18 protein-coding genes and 2 tRNA genes are annotated in these 15,400 nt (G+C 35.1%); 9 read left to right on the forward strand and 11 right to left on the reverse strand.

Going from position 1 to position 15,400, the window contains the following annotated elements:
* Positions 1-58: 58 nt before the first annotated feature.
* Positions 59-763 carry a queuosine precursor transporter gene (locus K7G76_RS13580; RefSeq protein WP_223034760.1) on the reverse strand — a complete coding sequence of 235 codons (705 nt, stop codon included), beginning with the start codon at positions 761-763 and terminating at the stop codon, positions 59-61.
* A 75-nt stretch (positions 764-838) separates the two neighbouring features.
* Between K7G76_RS13580 and folK the strand changes: the two genes are divergently transcribed.
* Positions 839-1,972, forward strand: coding sequence for a 2-amino-4-hydroxy-6-hydroxymethyldihydropteridine diphosphokinase (gene folK / locus K7G76_RS13585; protein ID WP_223034761.1), 1,134 nt, complete (start codon positions 839-841; stop codon positions 1,970-1,972).
* A complete protein-coding gene (locus K7G76_RS13590) occupies positions 1,962-2,447 on the forward strand; it encodes a GyrI-like domain-containing protein (RefSeq protein ID WP_223034762.1) in 486 nt (161 codons plus the stop codon). The genes folK and K7G76_RS13590 overlap by 11 nt, the downstream gene beginning before the upstream one ends.
* 93 nt (positions 2,448-2,540) lie before the next feature.
* Here K7G76_RS13590 and K7G76_RS13595 read toward each other — a convergent pair whose 3' ends face one another.
* The 4 genes from K7G76_RS13595 to K7G76_RS13610 form a co-directional block, all read right to left on the reverse strand.
* Positions 2,541-3,158 (reverse strand): class I SAM-dependent methyltransferase, encoded by a 618-nt coding sequence (locus K7G76_RS13595; RefSeq protein WP_255573031.1) that lies wholly within the window; start codon positions 3,156-3,158, stop codon positions 2,541-2,543.
* A gap of 45 nt (positions 3,159-3,203) precedes the next feature.
* Positions 3,204-3,407, reverse strand: a complete 204-nt coding sequence (locus K7G76_RS13600) for a helix-turn-helix domain-containing protein (protein ID WP_223034764.1) — start codon at positions 3,405-3,407, stop codon at positions 3,204-3,206.
* A 3-nt stretch (positions 3,408-3,410) separates the two neighbouring features.
* Positions 3,411-3,950, reverse strand: a complete 540-nt coding sequence (locus K7G76_RS13605; protein WP_223034765.1) for a DUF2975 domain-containing protein — start codon at positions 3,948-3,950, stop codon at positions 3,411-3,413.
* Between the two features lie 114 nt (positions 3,951-4,064).
* Positions 4,065-4,598 carry an RNA methyltransferase gene (locus K7G76_RS13610; protein ID WP_223034766.1) on the reverse strand — a complete coding sequence of 178 codons (534 nt, stop codon included), beginning with the start codon at positions 4,596-4,598 and terminating at the stop codon, positions 4,065-4,067.
* A 122-nt stretch (positions 4,599-4,720) separates the two neighbouring features.
* Here K7G76_RS13610 and mutS point away from each other — a divergent pair, with 122 nt between their 5' ends.
* The 3 genes from mutS to K7G76_RS13625 all read left to right on the forward strand — a co-directional run bounded on the left by mutS (position 4,721) and on the right by K7G76_RS13625 (position 7,620).
* Positions 4,721-7,336: a DNA mismatch repair protein MutS gene (mutS, locus tag K7G76_RS13615; protein WP_223034767.1), complete on the forward strand. Its 2,616-nt coding sequence runs from the start codon at positions 4,721-4,723 to the stop codon at positions 7,334-7,336.
* Positions 7,337-7,433: 97 nt separating this feature from the next.
* Positions 7,434-7,505: transfer RNA gene (locus K7G76_RS13620), tRNA-Gly, on the forward strand.
* Positions 7,506-7,535: 30 nt separating this feature from the next.
* Positions 7,536-7,620: transfer RNA gene (locus tag K7G76_RS13625), tRNA-Leu, on the forward strand.
* Positions 7,621-7,692: 72 nt separating this feature from the next.
* Here K7G76_RS13625 and K7G76_RS13630 read toward each other — a convergent pair.
* The 4 genes from K7G76_RS13630 to K7G76_RS13645 form a co-directional block, all read right to left on the reverse strand.
* Positions 7,693-7,932, reverse strand: coding sequence for a hypothetical protein (locus tag K7G76_RS13630; RefSeq protein ID WP_223034768.1), 240 nt, complete (start codon positions 7,930-7,932; stop codon positions 7,693-7,695).
* Positions 7,929-8,135: a hypothetical protein gene (locus K7G76_RS13635; RefSeq protein ID WP_223034769.1), complete on the reverse strand. Its 207-nt coding sequence runs from the start codon at positions 8,133-8,135 to the stop codon at positions 7,929-7,931. Before K7G76_RS13635 ends, K7G76_RS13630 begins: the two co-directional genes overlap by 4 nt.
* Positions 8,136-8,316: 181 nt before the next feature.
* A complete protein-coding gene (locus K7G76_RS13640; protein ID WP_223034770.1) occupies positions 8,317-8,676 on the reverse strand; it encodes a hypothetical protein in 360 nt (119 codons plus the stop codon).
* 108 nt (positions 8,677-8,784) lie between these two features.
* Positions 8,785-10,017: a 3-deoxy-D-manno-octulosonic acid transferase gene (locus tag K7G76_RS13645; protein ID WP_223034771.1), complete on the reverse strand. Its 1,233-nt coding sequence runs from the start codon at positions 10,015-10,017 to the stop codon at positions 8,785-8,787.
* 115 nt (positions 10,018-10,132) lie between these two features.
* Between K7G76_RS13645 and K7G76_RS13650 the strand changes: the two genes are divergently transcribed.
* The 4 genes from K7G76_RS13650 (at position 10,133) to K7G76_RS13665 (ending at position 13,952) form a co-directional block, all read left to right on the forward strand.
* Positions 10,133-11,290 (forward strand): DegT/DnrJ/EryC1/StrS family aminotransferase, encoded by a 1,158-nt coding sequence (locus tag K7G76_RS13650; RefSeq protein WP_223034772.1) that lies wholly within the window; start codon positions 10,133-10,135, stop codon positions 11,288-11,290.
* Positions 11,283-12,305 (forward strand): UDP-glucose 4-epimerase GalE, encoded by a 1,023-nt coding sequence (gene galE / locus K7G76_RS13655; protein ID WP_223034773.1) that lies wholly within the window; start codon positions 11,283-11,285, stop codon positions 12,303-12,305. Before K7G76_RS13650 ends, galE begins: the two co-directional genes overlap by 8 nt.
* A gap of 10 nt (positions 12,306-12,315) precedes the next feature.
* Positions 12,316-13,593, forward strand: coding sequence for an amidohydrolase family protein (locus K7G76_RS13660; RefSeq protein ID WP_223034774.1), 1,278 nt, complete (start codon positions 12,316-12,318; stop codon positions 13,591-13,593).
* 167 nt (positions 13,594-13,760) lie between these two features.
* Complete coding sequence (locus tag K7G76_RS13665) at positions 13,761-13,952, forward strand: hypothetical protein (RefSeq protein WP_223034775.1); 192 nt, start codon at positions 13,761-13,763, stop codon at positions 13,950-13,952.
* A gap of 18 nt (positions 13,953-13,970) precedes the next feature.
* On the opposite strand, the gene lspA is transcribed toward K7G76_RS13665, so the two are convergent.
* Both lspA and fabD read right to left on the reverse strand, forming a co-directional pair.
* Positions 13,971-14,471 carry a signal peptidase II gene (gene lspA / locus K7G76_RS13670; RefSeq protein WP_223034776.1) on the reverse strand — a complete coding sequence of 167 codons (501 nt, stop codon included), beginning with the start codon at positions 14,469-14,471 and terminating at the stop codon, positions 13,971-13,973.
* Positions 14,471-15,364: an ACP S-malonyltransferase gene (fabD, locus tag K7G76_RS13675; RefSeq protein ID WP_223034777.1), complete on the reverse strand. Its 894-nt coding sequence runs from the start codon at positions 15,362-15,364 to the stop codon at positions 14,471-14,473. Before fabD ends, lspA begins: the two co-directional genes overlap by 1 nt.
* Between the last annotated feature and the right edge of the window lie 36 nt (positions 15,365-15,400).

The raw sequence follows: 15,400 nt of genomic DNA on the forward strand, positions 1-15,400 counted from the left end.
TACGTAAATACTAATCGAATAGATGCTGAAAACCAAAACTTTAATAAAATTTTAGTAATTAAAGTAAGTGGATTTCCTCGTTTACTTTTAGTTTAAAACGCCTTCTAAACAAAAACACCCCTAAATACAGAAACGGTGTATCTAAAGCTGCTATCATGACCTTGAATATTACACCAGCAACTAATAAGCCCATAAACTTATCCCATTCAATAATACCAAAGGAACAAAGTAATAGCAGAATTGTACAGGTATCAACAAATTGCGAGAAAAAAGTCGAAAAGTTATTGCGTAACCATAAGTGTTTCCCTTTGGTAAGGCCTTTCCAAAAATGATAGATTTGTATGTCTATAAACTGTGCAAATAAATACGCCAACATACTGGCCATAACAGCTATAGCTGTGCTGCCGAAAACGGTTGTAAATAAATCATCAGGTACGGGAGACCATGATGTTGCAGGAATGGCATTTGCAGTATAAATAATAGCCATAGAAAACATAGAGGCAAAAATTCCTGTAACCACTACTTGATTGGCTGCCTTTTTACCGTAAATTTCACTGATTAAATCAGTGATTAAAAAGGTAATAGGGTAAGGCAGTATGCCTACCGAAATTTCAAATAGTTTGGTGTCGAAAATTTCAATATCTACAGGATACCAATAAAAAAACTTCTGAAAAATAAGATTGGAAACCACCAACGACGTAATAAACAAAGCAGCCAATAGTAAGTAAATACGATGCGCGAGAAGTTTGTCTTTTACGGTCATTTAAAATTGTGGATAAATAGGCCTTGTAAATATAAACTATTAAAATTTCTTTTAGTTATTTTGGCATGCGCTATTATGAATTCAACAAATACGGTTTACATATCTCTGGGAAGCAATCAAGGTGATCGATTGAGAAACCTGCAATTAGCGGTTGATGCTATTTTTAAACGCATAGGCAACATTCAACTTATAGCCAAGGTTTATAACACTCCTGCTTTAGGGTTTGAGGGTTCTGATTTTCTCAATACCTGTTTAGTTGCTTTTACCGAAATGGATGCACCAACAGTTTTGGAGCATTTACTTAATATAGAAACAAAAATGGGACGTGAGCGTTCTAAATCGGGAGGCTACGAGTCACGAACTATCGACTTGGATGTTTTGTTGTTTAATGATGAGGTTATCCATAGTAAAACTTTAACGGTTCCACATCCGCAAATCCCTAATCGTAGGTTTGTTTTGCAACCTTTGTATGAAATTGCACCTAAAAAAGTACATCCAGTTTTAAAAGAAACTATTTCTGAATTGCTAAAAAACAGTAGTGATGACAGTATTTTAGAGCCTATAAATATTTGGTTGAAAAACCCTAGCAAGCAATTTAATTTATCGCAATACAATTACATTGCTATTGAAGGGAATATAGGTGCCGGAAAAACTAGTCTGGCAACTAAAGTTTCAGCCGATTTTAATGCCAAACTTATTTTAGAGCGTTTTGCGGACAATCCGTTTTTACCGAAGTTCTATGAAGACGCCAAGCGTTATGCCTTTACTTTGGAAATGAGTTTTTTAGCTGATAGATACCAACAAATTTCTGATGATTTATCGCAATTGGATTTGTTTAAGGATTTCATTGTGAGCGATTATGACATCTATAAATCTTTAATTTTCTCAAAAATCACTTTGCCTGAAGACGAGTTCAGATTGTACAGACGTTTGTTTTATCTAATGTACAAAGATATTGCCAAACCCGAATTGTACGTGTATCTCTATCAGAACACGGAGCGTTTACAGGAAAACATTAAAAAGCGCGGCCGTGATTATGAGCAGAATATCGATAATGACTATTTAGATAAAATCAATGCCGGATATTTGGAATTTCTAAAGAATCAGACGGATTTGAATGTCAAAACCATTGACATTTCCGATCGAGATTTTGTAAAAAACCGTGAAGACTACCTGTGGATTTTAAACGAAATTAATAATGGAATATAGGTTCGTTACCCAAAACGATATCTTGGTTGTTGGCATGAAAGCCCAAGTAACGTTACAGACTATGCCTATGAAAATAGGTAAATTGGCAAGACAGTTTATGCCTAGAAGACATGAGATTGTAGGCAGAGTAGGGACACATAGTTTTTCCATTCAAGACTATGCTGATCAAAATTTTAATGCCATAACACCACAAACCACATTTGATAAATGGGTAGCTGTTGAAGTTGAAAGCCATAACCACATTCCTGATGGTATGCAATCCTTTGTTTTAAAAGACGGCGACTATTTAGTGGTTGATTATAAAGGGAGCTTGGCCGATTTCCCAAAACTCTGGCAAACTATTTTAACCGATTGGTTGCCTAATTCTAAATATGAATTAGATAACAGACCACATTTTGAAAAGTTACCTGAAAGCTACAATCCGCAAAACCTGATTAATGAAGAACAGGTATGGGTGCCTGTGAGGTTGAAGTGATTCTTCACTGTCGAATTACATGGATACTTTTTAAATTTTTAGTCAAGTGTAATGTAATGACAATAGCATATTAATCCTATTGAATCGACTTTTCTAATTCAAATTAAAAAGTGTTGTCACAATCCGCCCTTTATGATCATCCAAAACAATTTCGTTCAGAATTTGTTGGGATTTAACTTTAAAATTAAAAGGCGGTTGTGTTATATCAACGCCACTGTTGTGTTTCAATCTAATACCTTGCCCAGAAATGATATCTTGGTTTGGAATAAAGTCACCCATTGGGAGGTGTTCAGTAAGGATAATGTATTGGTAAGCTGTCAACTTTTTCAATATGTTTTGTATTTCAGCATTGGAAAGATGCTGCAGCACTTGTCGTAGAATAATGCAATCCGCTTGAGGGAGTTCGTCTTTGGAAATATCTTGACACGCAAAGTTTATATGGTCATTATGATACAGCTTTTGGTTTCTTTTAATAAGGGCATCAACAATATCCACACCCACATAACTTTTAGTAAAAGGTGTCAATTGCTTACCGATATTAAAATCACCACAACCTAAATCGCAAACCGTTAAAGAGTTTTCATGGCTTTGTAGAAACGCTCTGACACTATCTATATACGGTTTGACTATAAGTGCCCTGTGTGAACCTTCTCCTGAATAAAAATCATGGTCTTTGCCACCCCAAAGATGCTGGTCATAGATTTGCTCCATTACCGGTTTGGTAGGCCAAGGTTTTTTGGACTTTTTGGTCATGGTCTATTCTTCAAATTCCAAAATATCACCTGGTTGGCAGTCCAAAGCTTTGCAAATGGCTTCCAAAGTACTAAAGCGGACAGCCTTCGCTTTACCAGTTTTGAGTATGGATAGGTTGGAGAGCGTTACTCCAACATGTTCCGAGAGTTCGTTTAGGGACATTTTCCGTTTCGCCATCATGACGTCTAAATTTACAATGATTGGCATGGCTTAAATGGTTAATTCGTTTTCAGATTGTAAATCGACTCCTTTTTTAAATATTTGAGCAATAATAAAAATAATACCAGCCAAGAATAAAAACTCACGACTGCCCTCAACAAAAGATTGCGCTGATAAAACGATTAAACTGCGTTTAAATAAATACATATTATAAGCATTTGCAATCAAAGCTAAAATGCCAGCACCTAAAGCCACATGGCTAATTTTGGTTAATAAATGAGCGGTAGTATTATTAAAAGGCGTGTCGAAGTTAATTTTCGTAAAAATTTTTGTCACCAAAAAGGCAATGTACGTTTTCATGGCTGAAAGACCAATAATGAGTGACACCAAACAAATGAAATACCAAAAATGGTTTTGGTGAAGCTCCGCTAAATTAAGTCCCAGGTATAAATCACCTGCTGCTTCCGAACGGGAAAACAAACTGATAATAAATGACAATATTATGGCACCTGTTTTAATGCATAAACCAATAAATACCAACCAAAACAAGAATTTCATGATGGAAAGAATGCGATCCGTATTTGTTTTCATAATTAATATGATTTAAAATTACAAAACAAATAACGATAAAAATTTATTAAAAAACAATAAATTTTTTGTAAAAAAGAATAAATAAAAATTTAACTCCCACCAAACAAGAATCTTTTACCATCTTTGTAGTTTGCTAAACACATCCCAAACCACTAAACCACAGCTAACAGAAATATTTAAGGAGTGCTTGGTACCAAACTGCGGAATTTCCAAAACGACATCACTTGCCGTAACCACACCTTGTTGAATGCCCTTAACCTCATTACCGAATACTAGAGCATATTTTTGGTTAGGCTCTGGTTTAAAGTCATTAAGCATCATGGCGTTTTCTGCTTGTTCAATGGAACAAACGATTATGTTTTCAGCTTGAAGTTTTTTTACCAATTCAAGCGTGTCTGCAACATATTCCCATGCCACTGTTTCGGTACTGCCCAAGGCAGTTTTATGAATATCTTTATGAGGTGGTTTGGCTGTAATGCCGCAGAGATAAATTTTTTCAATTAAAAAAGCATCACTAGTTCTAAACACCGATCCAATGTTGTTTAAACTCCGGATATTGTCCAAAACAATAATTAAAGGTGTCTTTTCGGTGTTTTTAAATTCGTCAACACTCAATCGGTCCAGCTCGCTATTTTTTAATTTACGCATGTTAATTTCTTATGATAATTGTAGATAACTTATAAGTTTCAGGTTTTAAAAACCTTAAATTAATAAGTACTTTAGCAATCCTGCATTTTATGCAAAAGTAATATTTAAAAATCAGTTAGACATTGGCAAAAAAAGGAAAGAAGGAAACACCGTTAATGAAGCAATACAATACCATCAAGGCTAAATATCCTGATGCTTTACTGTTATTTCGTGTAGGTGATTTTTATGAAACCTTTGGTAAAGATGCCGTACGTACGGCCAAAATATTGGATATCATTTTAACAAAGCGCGGTGCTGGTAGTGAGAGCGAAACCGAATTGGCCGGTTTTCCACATCATTCTTTAAACACCTATCTACCAAAATTGGTTAAAGCTGGTGAACGTGTGGCCATCTGTGATCAGCTGGAAGATCCTAAGCAAACCAAAACCATTGTAAAACGTGGTGTAACGGAATTGGTAACACCTGGAGTCGCTTTGAATGACGAAGTTCTGAAATCAAAGTCCAACAACTTCTTATGTTCGGTATATTTTGGTAAAAACTTTATTGGGATTTCTTTTTTAGATATATCTACTGGTGAATTTCTTACCTCTCAAGGAAATGCGGAATATATTGATAAGTTACTTCAGAATTTTAGTCCGAGTGAAATACTGGTTTCCAAGCAAAAACGGATGCATTTTAATGAAACATTCGGTCAGGATTTTCACACCTTTTATTTGGAAGATTGGGTTTATCAAACCGATTATGCCCATGAAACTCTAATCAAACATTTCAATACCAAAACATTAAAAGGGTATGGTATTAAAGATTTATATGAAGGTATTATTGCTTCTGGGGCTATTCTTCATTATTTAGGTGAAACGCAACATCACAAATTACAACATATTACATCTATTAGTCGTATAGCCGAAGATGATTATGTGTGGATGGATAAGTTTACCATTCGAAATTTGGAGCTATATCATTCAACGAATAACAATGCAGTAACCTTGCTGAACGTTATTGATAAAACCATATCGCCAATGGGTGGTCGCATGCTCAAGCGCTGGTTGGCTTTGCCTCTAAAGGATGTCAAAAAAATCAAACAACGCCATGAGGTGGTTGACTTTTTAAGTAAGAACATATCCATTCTTCAAAAAATACAGAACCACATCAAGCATATTGGTGATCTTGAGCGTTTGATTTCCAAGATTGCGACGGCAAAAGTGAACCCTAGAGAAGTTATTCAACTAAAAAATTCTTTGGAAGCTATTGTTCCCATCAAAGCATTGACTTCTAATACCGATAATGAAGCGCTAAAAATCATAGGAGATTCCTTGCAAAGTTGTGATGTGCTGCGTGAAAAAATAAAGGAAACTTTAAATGAAGATGCGCCTGTAAATGTGTTGAAAGGAAATACAGTAGCGGAAGGTTTTTCTACTGAATTGGATGAACTACGTGCCTTGTCGACTTCTGGTAAGGATTATTTAGATGGGATGTTGGAGCGAGAAAGCGAACGAACAGGTATTACGTCTTTAAAGATAGCTTCCAACAATGTGTTTGGTTACTATATTGAAGTGCGGAATACACATAAGGATAAAGTCCCTCAAGAGTGGATTCGTAAGCAAACGTTAGTCAATGCCGAACGCTATATTACCGAGGAGCTTAAAGAATATGAAGCTAAAATTTTAGGTGCTGAAGAGCGCATTCTAGCCATTGAACAGCAATTGTTTTCTGAATTGATTCAGTGGATGACCCAATATATTAAACCCGTTCAGCAAAATGCGCACTTAATTGGGCAATTAGATTGCTTATGTGGTTTTGCTCAATTGGCCATTGACAATAATTATATCTACCCAATAATAGATGATTCACATGATTTAGATATCAAAGATGGTCGCCATCCTGTAATCGAAAAACAGTTACCTCCTAGTGAGGCTTATATTGCCAATGATGTCTATTTAGATCGGGAGAAACAGCAAATGATTATGATTACAGGCCCCAACATGTCTGGTAAATCGGCTATTTTACGTCAAACAGCCCTTATTGTATTGTTAGCGCAAACGGGAAGTTTTGTGCCTGCAAAATCGGCAAGAATAGGGTTAATAGATAAAATATTTACACGAGTTGGTGCCAGTGATAACATTTCAATGGGTGAGTCGACCTTTATGGTGGAGATGAACGAGACAGCATCTATTCTGAACAACATTTCCGAACGCAGTTTGGTTTTACTTGATGAAATTGGTCGTGGTACCAGTACTTATGACGGCATTTCAATTGCTTGGGCTATTAGTGAATACTTGCACGAACATCCTGCAAAAGCTAAAACTTTATTTGCTACACATTATCATGAATTAAACGAAATGACGGAGACGTTTGAGCGTATCAAGAACTTTAATGTTTCGGTTAAAGAATTGAAAGATAATGTGCTTTTTTTACGTAAGCTTGTGAAAGGTGGTAGTGAGCATAGTTTTGGTATTCATGTAGCAAAAATGGCTGGTATGCCGCAGCAAGTGATTCATAGAGCGAATAAGATTTTAAAGAAATTAGAAAAATCGCATTCCAGTGAAGAGTTAACCGATAAAGTGAAATCATTACAAGATGACGAGATGCAATTGAGCTTCTTCAATTTAGATGATCCACTATTGGAAAGTATTAAAGACGAAATCCTTCATATAGATATAAATACCTTAACTCCTGTTGAAGCCTTGATGAAACTCAATGAAATAAAGCGTATGTTGGTAAAGAAAAAACACGCTTAAAATAAATTGTATTATTTTTTAAAAAAGGCTTTGCTTTTCCTAGAAATATTTTAAATTTGCATCCGCAATCGAGAGATTGTACGTTCATTAAAAGACTGCGAAAGTAGCTCAGGGGTAGAGCATCACCTTGCCAAGGTGAGGGTCGCGGGTTCAAATCCCGTCTTTCGCTCTGAAAACTTTCTTGAAAATATACCAAGATGCTGAAGTGGTGGAATTGGTAGACACGTTGGACTTAAAATCCAATGGCCATTATGGCCGTGCGGGTTCAAGTCCCGCCTTCAGTACAAAAGCCTTTATCGAAAGATAAAGGCTTTTTTTGTATGGGCAGCATGTTTTTCTAATATGTATGTTGATTTTTAATCTTCAATTAAAGATTCTATAATGCTGTTTTCAGGTTTAGTCAGTTTTCTGTCAAGAAGCGATTCAAATAACTTTGTTAGTCGATCGATATCATTAAATGGGATGCTTTCTGTATTAAAATCAATATGCATTAAAGCTGTTTTTAATTTTTTAATAGCTTTAATTTTTGCAGTATCTACCGGAATATTTGAAATTAACTGATATTCCATAACAAGTAATTTCTCTTTAATTTTCATAAATCAGGAGCATAAAGCTTTTTAATGATTTTAGATTTTCTTAAAAAGTATTCAGTCTTACTGATAGAAGTGTTTTGTTTTTCAACATTAAGCGCTTGTAAATCATTTAATGCTGTTTCAATACGAGATAGGCTAGAGATTTCCTTAAACTTGAGTTCCGACTGAAGTTCATTGGATTTTAAATTGTTAGCTTTTTTGAACATGCTTTTTTGTGCTCGTATTATGGAACAAATATATTATTTGATCATACCATAATTTACGACACCATATGTCATATAGAGAGGTGTTGGTGAGTTTTGAGAATCTAGATTTTAATATGGTGTAATAAAAAAGGTCTTGAATTAATTCAAGACCTTTTTTATTTGTTTTCGAGAAAAGTTAGTTTTATTCGTCTTCTCCTTTTACTTTAGCAGCAGCTTTATCAACAGCTTTGTTTGTTGCATCTGCAGCATCATCTACAGCTTGGTCAACCGCATCTGCAGCATCATTTGCCGCGCCTTCAACTGCGTCAGCAGCATCGTCTACAGCCTCGCCAGCAGCGTCAACTGCATCATCGATAGCTTCTCCAGCTTCTTCCATAGCGCCTTCAGCATCATCAGCAGCTTCGTCCATTGCGTCTTCAGTAGCGTCTACTGCGTTTTCAACAGCTTCTTCAGCAGAATCAGCTTTCTTTTCGTCTCTACAAGAAGTTAAAGCAATACTTAAAGCTAATAACATTGCTATGCTTAAGAATAATTTTTTCATTTGTTTAAGTTTTAGTGTTAATTATATAGTTGCGAATTTAAAAACAAATTTTTAATTGAGATTAAAAAAATTAACATTTTTTAACATCTGCCTTTTTCGCTTTCGGTACTATATACGTAAGTAATCGGTTATTTGGATTACGGCTCCATTATTTTTTTTAATAAAATTTGAATTTTTTTCACCCAATGAATTTAAAAATTCTTTGTCTTGGGTTAATTGACTCATTATCAATTTAAAATCTTCAATATTTTTTATTTCTAGAACACCGGCATTTTTTATCATTAGATTAGCTTCCGGGAATTTTTCATGATTATTACCAATTATTATCGGGACACCAAAGACTGCCGGCTCTAATATATTATGTAAGCCAGTAGAACCAATGGCGCCACCTACATAAGCTATATTGGCATAACTGTATATTCTAGAAAGTAGACCAATAGTGTCAATAATTAAGACTTGAAAATCAGAGAGAGAAACACTTTCTTTTTCAGAAAACAAAATGGTTTTCTTAAGAATACTGTGCTTTAACTTTTGAACATGGGCGGTTTTTATATTATGAGGCGTTATAACGAATTTTATATTTTCGGTTGTGGTATTTATATAATCAACGAGTATTTTTTCGTCTTCTGGCCATGTGCTTCCGGCAACAAAACAGAGGCGGTTGTTTTTAAATTCTGAAACAAAATCTAAAGTATTATCTTGGTCAAGTTGGCTGGTTACACGGTCAAACCTCGTGTCTCCAGAAACTGAAACATTTGAGTAGTCTATAGATTCTAATAGATGTTTTGATTTTTCGTCTTGAGTAAAAATGTGTTCAAAGGCAAATAATTTGTTGCGCATAAAGCTACCATACCATTTAAAATATGATTGGTTTTCTCGAAATAGGGCCGAAATTAGAATCGCCCGACGTTGCCTTTTTTTAAGTTCTTTTAAATAGTTGGGCCAAATGTCATACTTTACAAAAACGGTTAATTCTGGATTAACTAAATTAAAAAAACGTTTTGCATTCTGTTTGGTGTCAATTGGAAGGTAAACTACAACATCAGCAACATCGGTATTTTTACGAATTTCATATCCTGAAGGTGAAAAAAACGTTAAAACTATTTTATGATTTTTATAAAGCTTTTTAATGTCTTTAAAAACAGGTAGACCTTGTTCGTATTCGCCAAGAGAAGCGCAGTGAAACCAAATATACTTGTCAGTAGATTGAATAGTATTCTTTAAAATTGAAAATGTTCGCGAACGCCCATTAACACCTAGCTTAATTTTTGTGTTGAATAAAGCAATGAACTTTAAAGCAAGCTCCGTTAAACCAATTGCAATGTTATAAATGATATTCAAATTCTGTGCTTTAATTGCTAAAATACATTTCTTTAAAATATTTTCTTTATAAAATTGATTTTTATCAACTATCTTTCATTGGTTGGCAACAGCGAATTTTGTAATTTCGTAACTTATGAGAAAAATCCAAATGGTTGACCTTAAAGGTCAATATAATCGTATAAAAGATGTTGTAAATCCATCTATTCAGGAAGTAATAGAAACCACAGCATTCGTTAATGGACCCATGGTTCATCAATTTCAAAAAAATCTTGAAAATTATTTAGGCGTTAAGCATGTTATCCCATGCGCAAATGGAACCGATGCCTTACAAATTGCCATGATGGGTCTTGGCTTAAAACCAGGAGATGAAGTTATAACAGCCGATTTTACCTTTGCTGCCACAGTTGAGGTTATTGCTTTGCTTCAGCTAACACCTGTTTTGGTTGATGTTAATCCAGATGATTTTAACATTAGTGTCGAAGCTATAAAAAAGGCTATCACACCTAAAACCAAAGCTATTGTTCCTGTGCATTTATTTGGTCAAGCCGCCAATATGGAAGCCATAATGGTAATTGCCAAAGAACACGACTTATATGTTATTGAAGATAATGCTCAAGGTATAGGGGCCGATTATACTTTTAGTAATGGAAAAAAAGCAAAAACAGGAACCATTGGTCATGTTTCATCAACATCATTTTTTCCATCAAAAAATTTAGGTTGTTATGGAGATGGAGGTGCTATATTTACTAATGATGACAATTTAGCTCATACTATTAGAGGGATTGTTAATCATGGTATGTATGAACGCTATCACCATGATGTGGTTGGCGTGAATTCTCGGTTAGATTCTATTCAAGCTGCTGTGTTAGATGCGAAGCTCCCTCATTTAGATGCATACAACAAAGCGCGACAAGAAGCAGCTTCAAAATATGATGAAGCCTTTAAAAATCATCCAAAAATTGAAATACCATACCGAAAAAGCAATGATTGTTCTGGAAATTGTGACAACTGTAACTGTCATGTATTTCATCAATATACCTTAAAATTAAACGGAGTTGATCGTGATGGCTTGGTTAAATTTTTAAATGCTAATGATATTCCTTGTGGTGTTTATTATCCAATACCATTGCATAAGCAAAAGGCTTACCAAGATGAACGTTACAATGAACCTGATTTTACTGTAACTAATCAGCTAGTAAAGGATGTCATTTCTTTGCCAATGCATACAGAATTGGATGATGAGCAAATAGCATTCATCACCTCGAAAGTTTTAGAATTTGTTAATGGATAAAATACTAGTTACTGGAGGTTTAGGTTTTATAGGTTCACATACAGTTGTCGAATTGCAGAATGAAGGTTTTGAAGTGGTCGTTATTGATGATTTATCTAATTCTTCAATTGATGTGTTGAACGGAATTGCTTCCATAACAGGTAAAACACCAATTTTTGAAAAACTGGATTTAAAGGATAAACCTAAAGTTCAAGAATTTTTTAAGAAACACCAAGACATTAAAGGCGTTATTCATTTTGCGGCAAGTAAAGCGGTTGGTGAAAGTGTTCAGAAACCATTAATGTATTTTGAAAATAATATTAATACCTTGGTTTATGTCCTTCAGGAGTTATCTAATATGTCAGATGCCAATTTTATATTTAGTTCATCATGTACGGTTTACGGTCAGGCCGATGTGATGCCTATAACCGAAGACGCTCCTGTAAAACCTGCGGAATCACCCTATGGCAATACGAAACAAATAGGTGAGGAAATTATTCAGGATACTTGCAAGGTCACTCCAAATTTAAAAGCTATCTCCTTACGATATTTTAATCCAATTGGTGCGCACCCAAGTGCGAAAATAGGGGAGTTGCCTTTGGGAGTCCCTCAAAATTTAGTGCCTTTTATTACCCAAACAGCAGCTGGTTTACGCGATTGTCTTTCTGTTTTTGGCGATGATTATCCTACTGAAGATGGCACCTGTATTCGCGATTATATTCATGTGGTCGATTTGGCAAAGGCACACGTTGTAGCCTTGAAGCGATTACTTTCAAATGAAAATGAAGCTAATTACGAAACCTTTAATGTAGGGACAGGAGTAGGGAGTTCGGTTTTAGAAGTCATTAAGTCTTTTGAACGGGTTTCAGGATTATCCTTAAATTACAAAATAGCTCCCAGGCGAGAAGGCGATGTTACCCAAGCTTTTGCCGATACTAGCAAAGCTAACACACAATTAGGTTGGAAAGCTGAATCTACGTTAGATGATGCTATGAAATCCGCTTGGTTATGGGAAAAGCAGATTAGAAATTTATAAAACCACTATAATGAAAAAGCTCATTTATTTTACAGCCCTATTATTCACTTCCGTTTTAATAGGTCAGAATACCTATTTGCATTGCGGAAAATTGATTGATACTAAAAATGGACAAGTTTTAGAGTCTAAAACCATTATTGTTTCGGGAGATAAAATTTTATCTGTTGAAGATGGTTATACTGAACCAGCTACTTCTGAAGATATGGTTGTCAATTTAAAGAATAAAACAGTCATGCCTGGATTTATTGATATGCACGTGCATTTAGAAGGCGAAACTAATCCGAATCGGTATCTAGAGCGATTCACTTTAAACGATGCAGATGTGGCTTTTAATTCAATTGATTATGCTAACCGAACCTTACTTGCTGGTTTTACAACAGTACGAGATTTAGGAGGGTCTGGAGTTAATGTGTCACTTCGTAATGCTATCAATTCTGGTAAAGTAGATGGACCAAGGATTTTTACAGCTGAAAAAGCGTTAGCAACGACTGGCGGTCATGCTGATCCTACAAACGGGATGAAAAAAGAATTAATGGGCGATCCTGGTCCTGCTGAAGGTGTTATTAACGGTCCTGAAGCAGCAAGAAAAGCTGTTCGTCAACGTTATAAAAATGGTGCAGATTTAATAAAGATTACTGCAACAGGTGGTGTTTTGAGCGTGGCCAAAAATGGACAGAATGCACAGTTTACTCAAGAAGAAGTTGATGAGATCATTAAAACTGCTAAAGAATATGGAATGGTGGTTGCAGCTCATGCGCATGGCAAAGAAGGTATGAAACGAGCTGTAATAGCTGGTGTTCAAACTATAGAACATGGGTCATTTATGGACAAAGAAGTAGCTGCACTAATGAAACAAAACAACACCTATTTAGTGCCTACACTTTCCGCAGGTCGCTACGTAGAGGAAAAAGCAAAAATTCCAAATTATTATCCTCCAGTAATCCTCCCTAAAATAGCAAGTACAATGGAAGTATTGGATGATACTTTTAAAATGGTAATAAATGAAAATGTTCCCATTGCATTTGGAACGGATGCAGGCGTATTTCCTCATGGTGATAATGCAAAAGAGTTTAGATATATGGTTGATGCGGGATGGTCACCTATGTTTTCTTTACAAAGTGCTACTATTACAAACGCATTACTGCTTGATATGGAAAATGAAATCGGTCAATTACAACCTGGTTTTTTTGCTGATATTATTGCAACAAATGACAATCCGGTAGAGCATATTGAAACAACAGAAAATGTTGTTTTTGTCATGAAATCTGGAAAAATCTATAAAAAATAGCGTTTTAAAACTGTTAACAATTTGCCTTAATCATTAAGAATCTTTTAGCTATATCTAAATATCGTTGACAGATTTGTATTAATTATTTGATTAACAAAGGTTTACTGTTTAAATTTTGGATAAACGTCTTATCCTTTGTTACTTTGCATCAAATGATAAATGATATTATGAAATTGATTACAGTAAAACGCGAAACGCAAACCGAAAAAAGATTCACACCTAAAATGGGTGAATTATTAACAAAAGTGACTTACATTAAAAAGCAATTTTTAAGTATTCCTTTTAAAACCTTACACAAGTATAGAGAAACCTATTATGGCGAAATAAAAGATTGTGAAGCTTGCGAATTGGCAAGATAAAATATAATAAAGCCTCGATTAATTCGAGGCTTTTTCTTTTTTAGTGTTTTTAAAACTACCATAGAGTAGTAGTCCCATACCAAACATGACAGACATATCGGCTACATTGAAGATGCCTGTTCTAAATACGCCTCCTAAATCAATATGGAAAAAATCGGTTACTGATTTGTATACAACTCTATCGTAAACATTGGCAATGCCTCCACCAATTACACAACAAAACCCTATAAGCGAATAGTTATCCAAATTTTTGTTTTTTAGAATATAGTATAGTATATAACCTAATACAACTATTGGTAGTAATAAGAGTAGAACGAGCTTTAAGGTTGGATTAAAATCGCTTCCCATGCCTAAAAAGGCTCCTGTATTTTCAACGTTGTGCAGTGTAAAATAATCACCTATTATTTCGGTTTCACTTTTAGGAGTGACATTAGCTCTGACAATAACTTTAGAGATTTGATCGATTGCAATATTAAAAGCAATCAGCACAATAATAAAAGCTGTACGCGATAATTTCATTAAGCTTTGGTTTCAAATGCTGCTGAAGCTGTTTGGGCCTCACGATTAATTTTTCTTACTAACCCTTGAAGTACATTTCCTGGTCCAACTTCAGTAAATAGAGTAGCGCCATCTGCAATCATGTGCTGCACAGATTGTGTCCATTTAACAGGAGCGGTTAACTGTGAAATTAAGTTAGCTTTTATTGTATTTTCATCTGTTACCGCTGTTGTGGATACATTTTGGTAAATAGGACAAATTGGCTTGCTAAATGTGGTATTCTCTATAGCCGCTGCCAATTCTTCGCGAGCAGGTTCCATAAGTGGTGAGTGAAATGCACCACCAACAGGCAAAACCAATGCACGGCGAGCACCTTCAGCCTTTAATGATTCACAGGCTTTATTTATAGCTTCAACTTCGCCTGAAATTACTAGTTGACCTGGGCAGTTGTAATTTGCAGCCACAACTATTCCGTCAGTCATAGCACAGATTTTTTCAACGACATCATCATCTAATCCTAAAACAGCAGCCATTGTACTAGGCTTTAATTCGCAGGCTTTTTGCATAGCCATGGCACGTTGTGAAACCAATTTTAAACCATCTTCAAAATTTAAAGTGCCATTGGCAACCAATGCGGAAAACTCGCCTAATGAGTGACCGGCAACCATATCGGGTTTGAAGCTATCTCCTAATGTTTTGGCCAAAATAACCGAATGTAAAAAGATAGCAGGTTGGGTAACTTTAGTTTCTTTTAAGTCTTCAGCTGATCCTTCAAACATAGTGTCGGTAATAGAAAAGCCTAATATTTCATTAGCTTTTTCAAATAGTTCTTGAGCTAAAGGCGAATTTTCATAAAGATCTAATCCCATACCTGTAAATTGAGCACCTTGACCTGGAAATATATATGCGTTCATGTATTTCAAATTTTGTTTGTGCAAAAATAGGAATTT

The organism is Hanstruepera marina (genome assembly GCF_019880635.1).
GTDB classification, from domain to species: Bacteria; Bacteroidota; Bacteroidia; order Flavobacteriales; family Flavobacteriaceae; genus Hanstruepera; species Hanstruepera marina.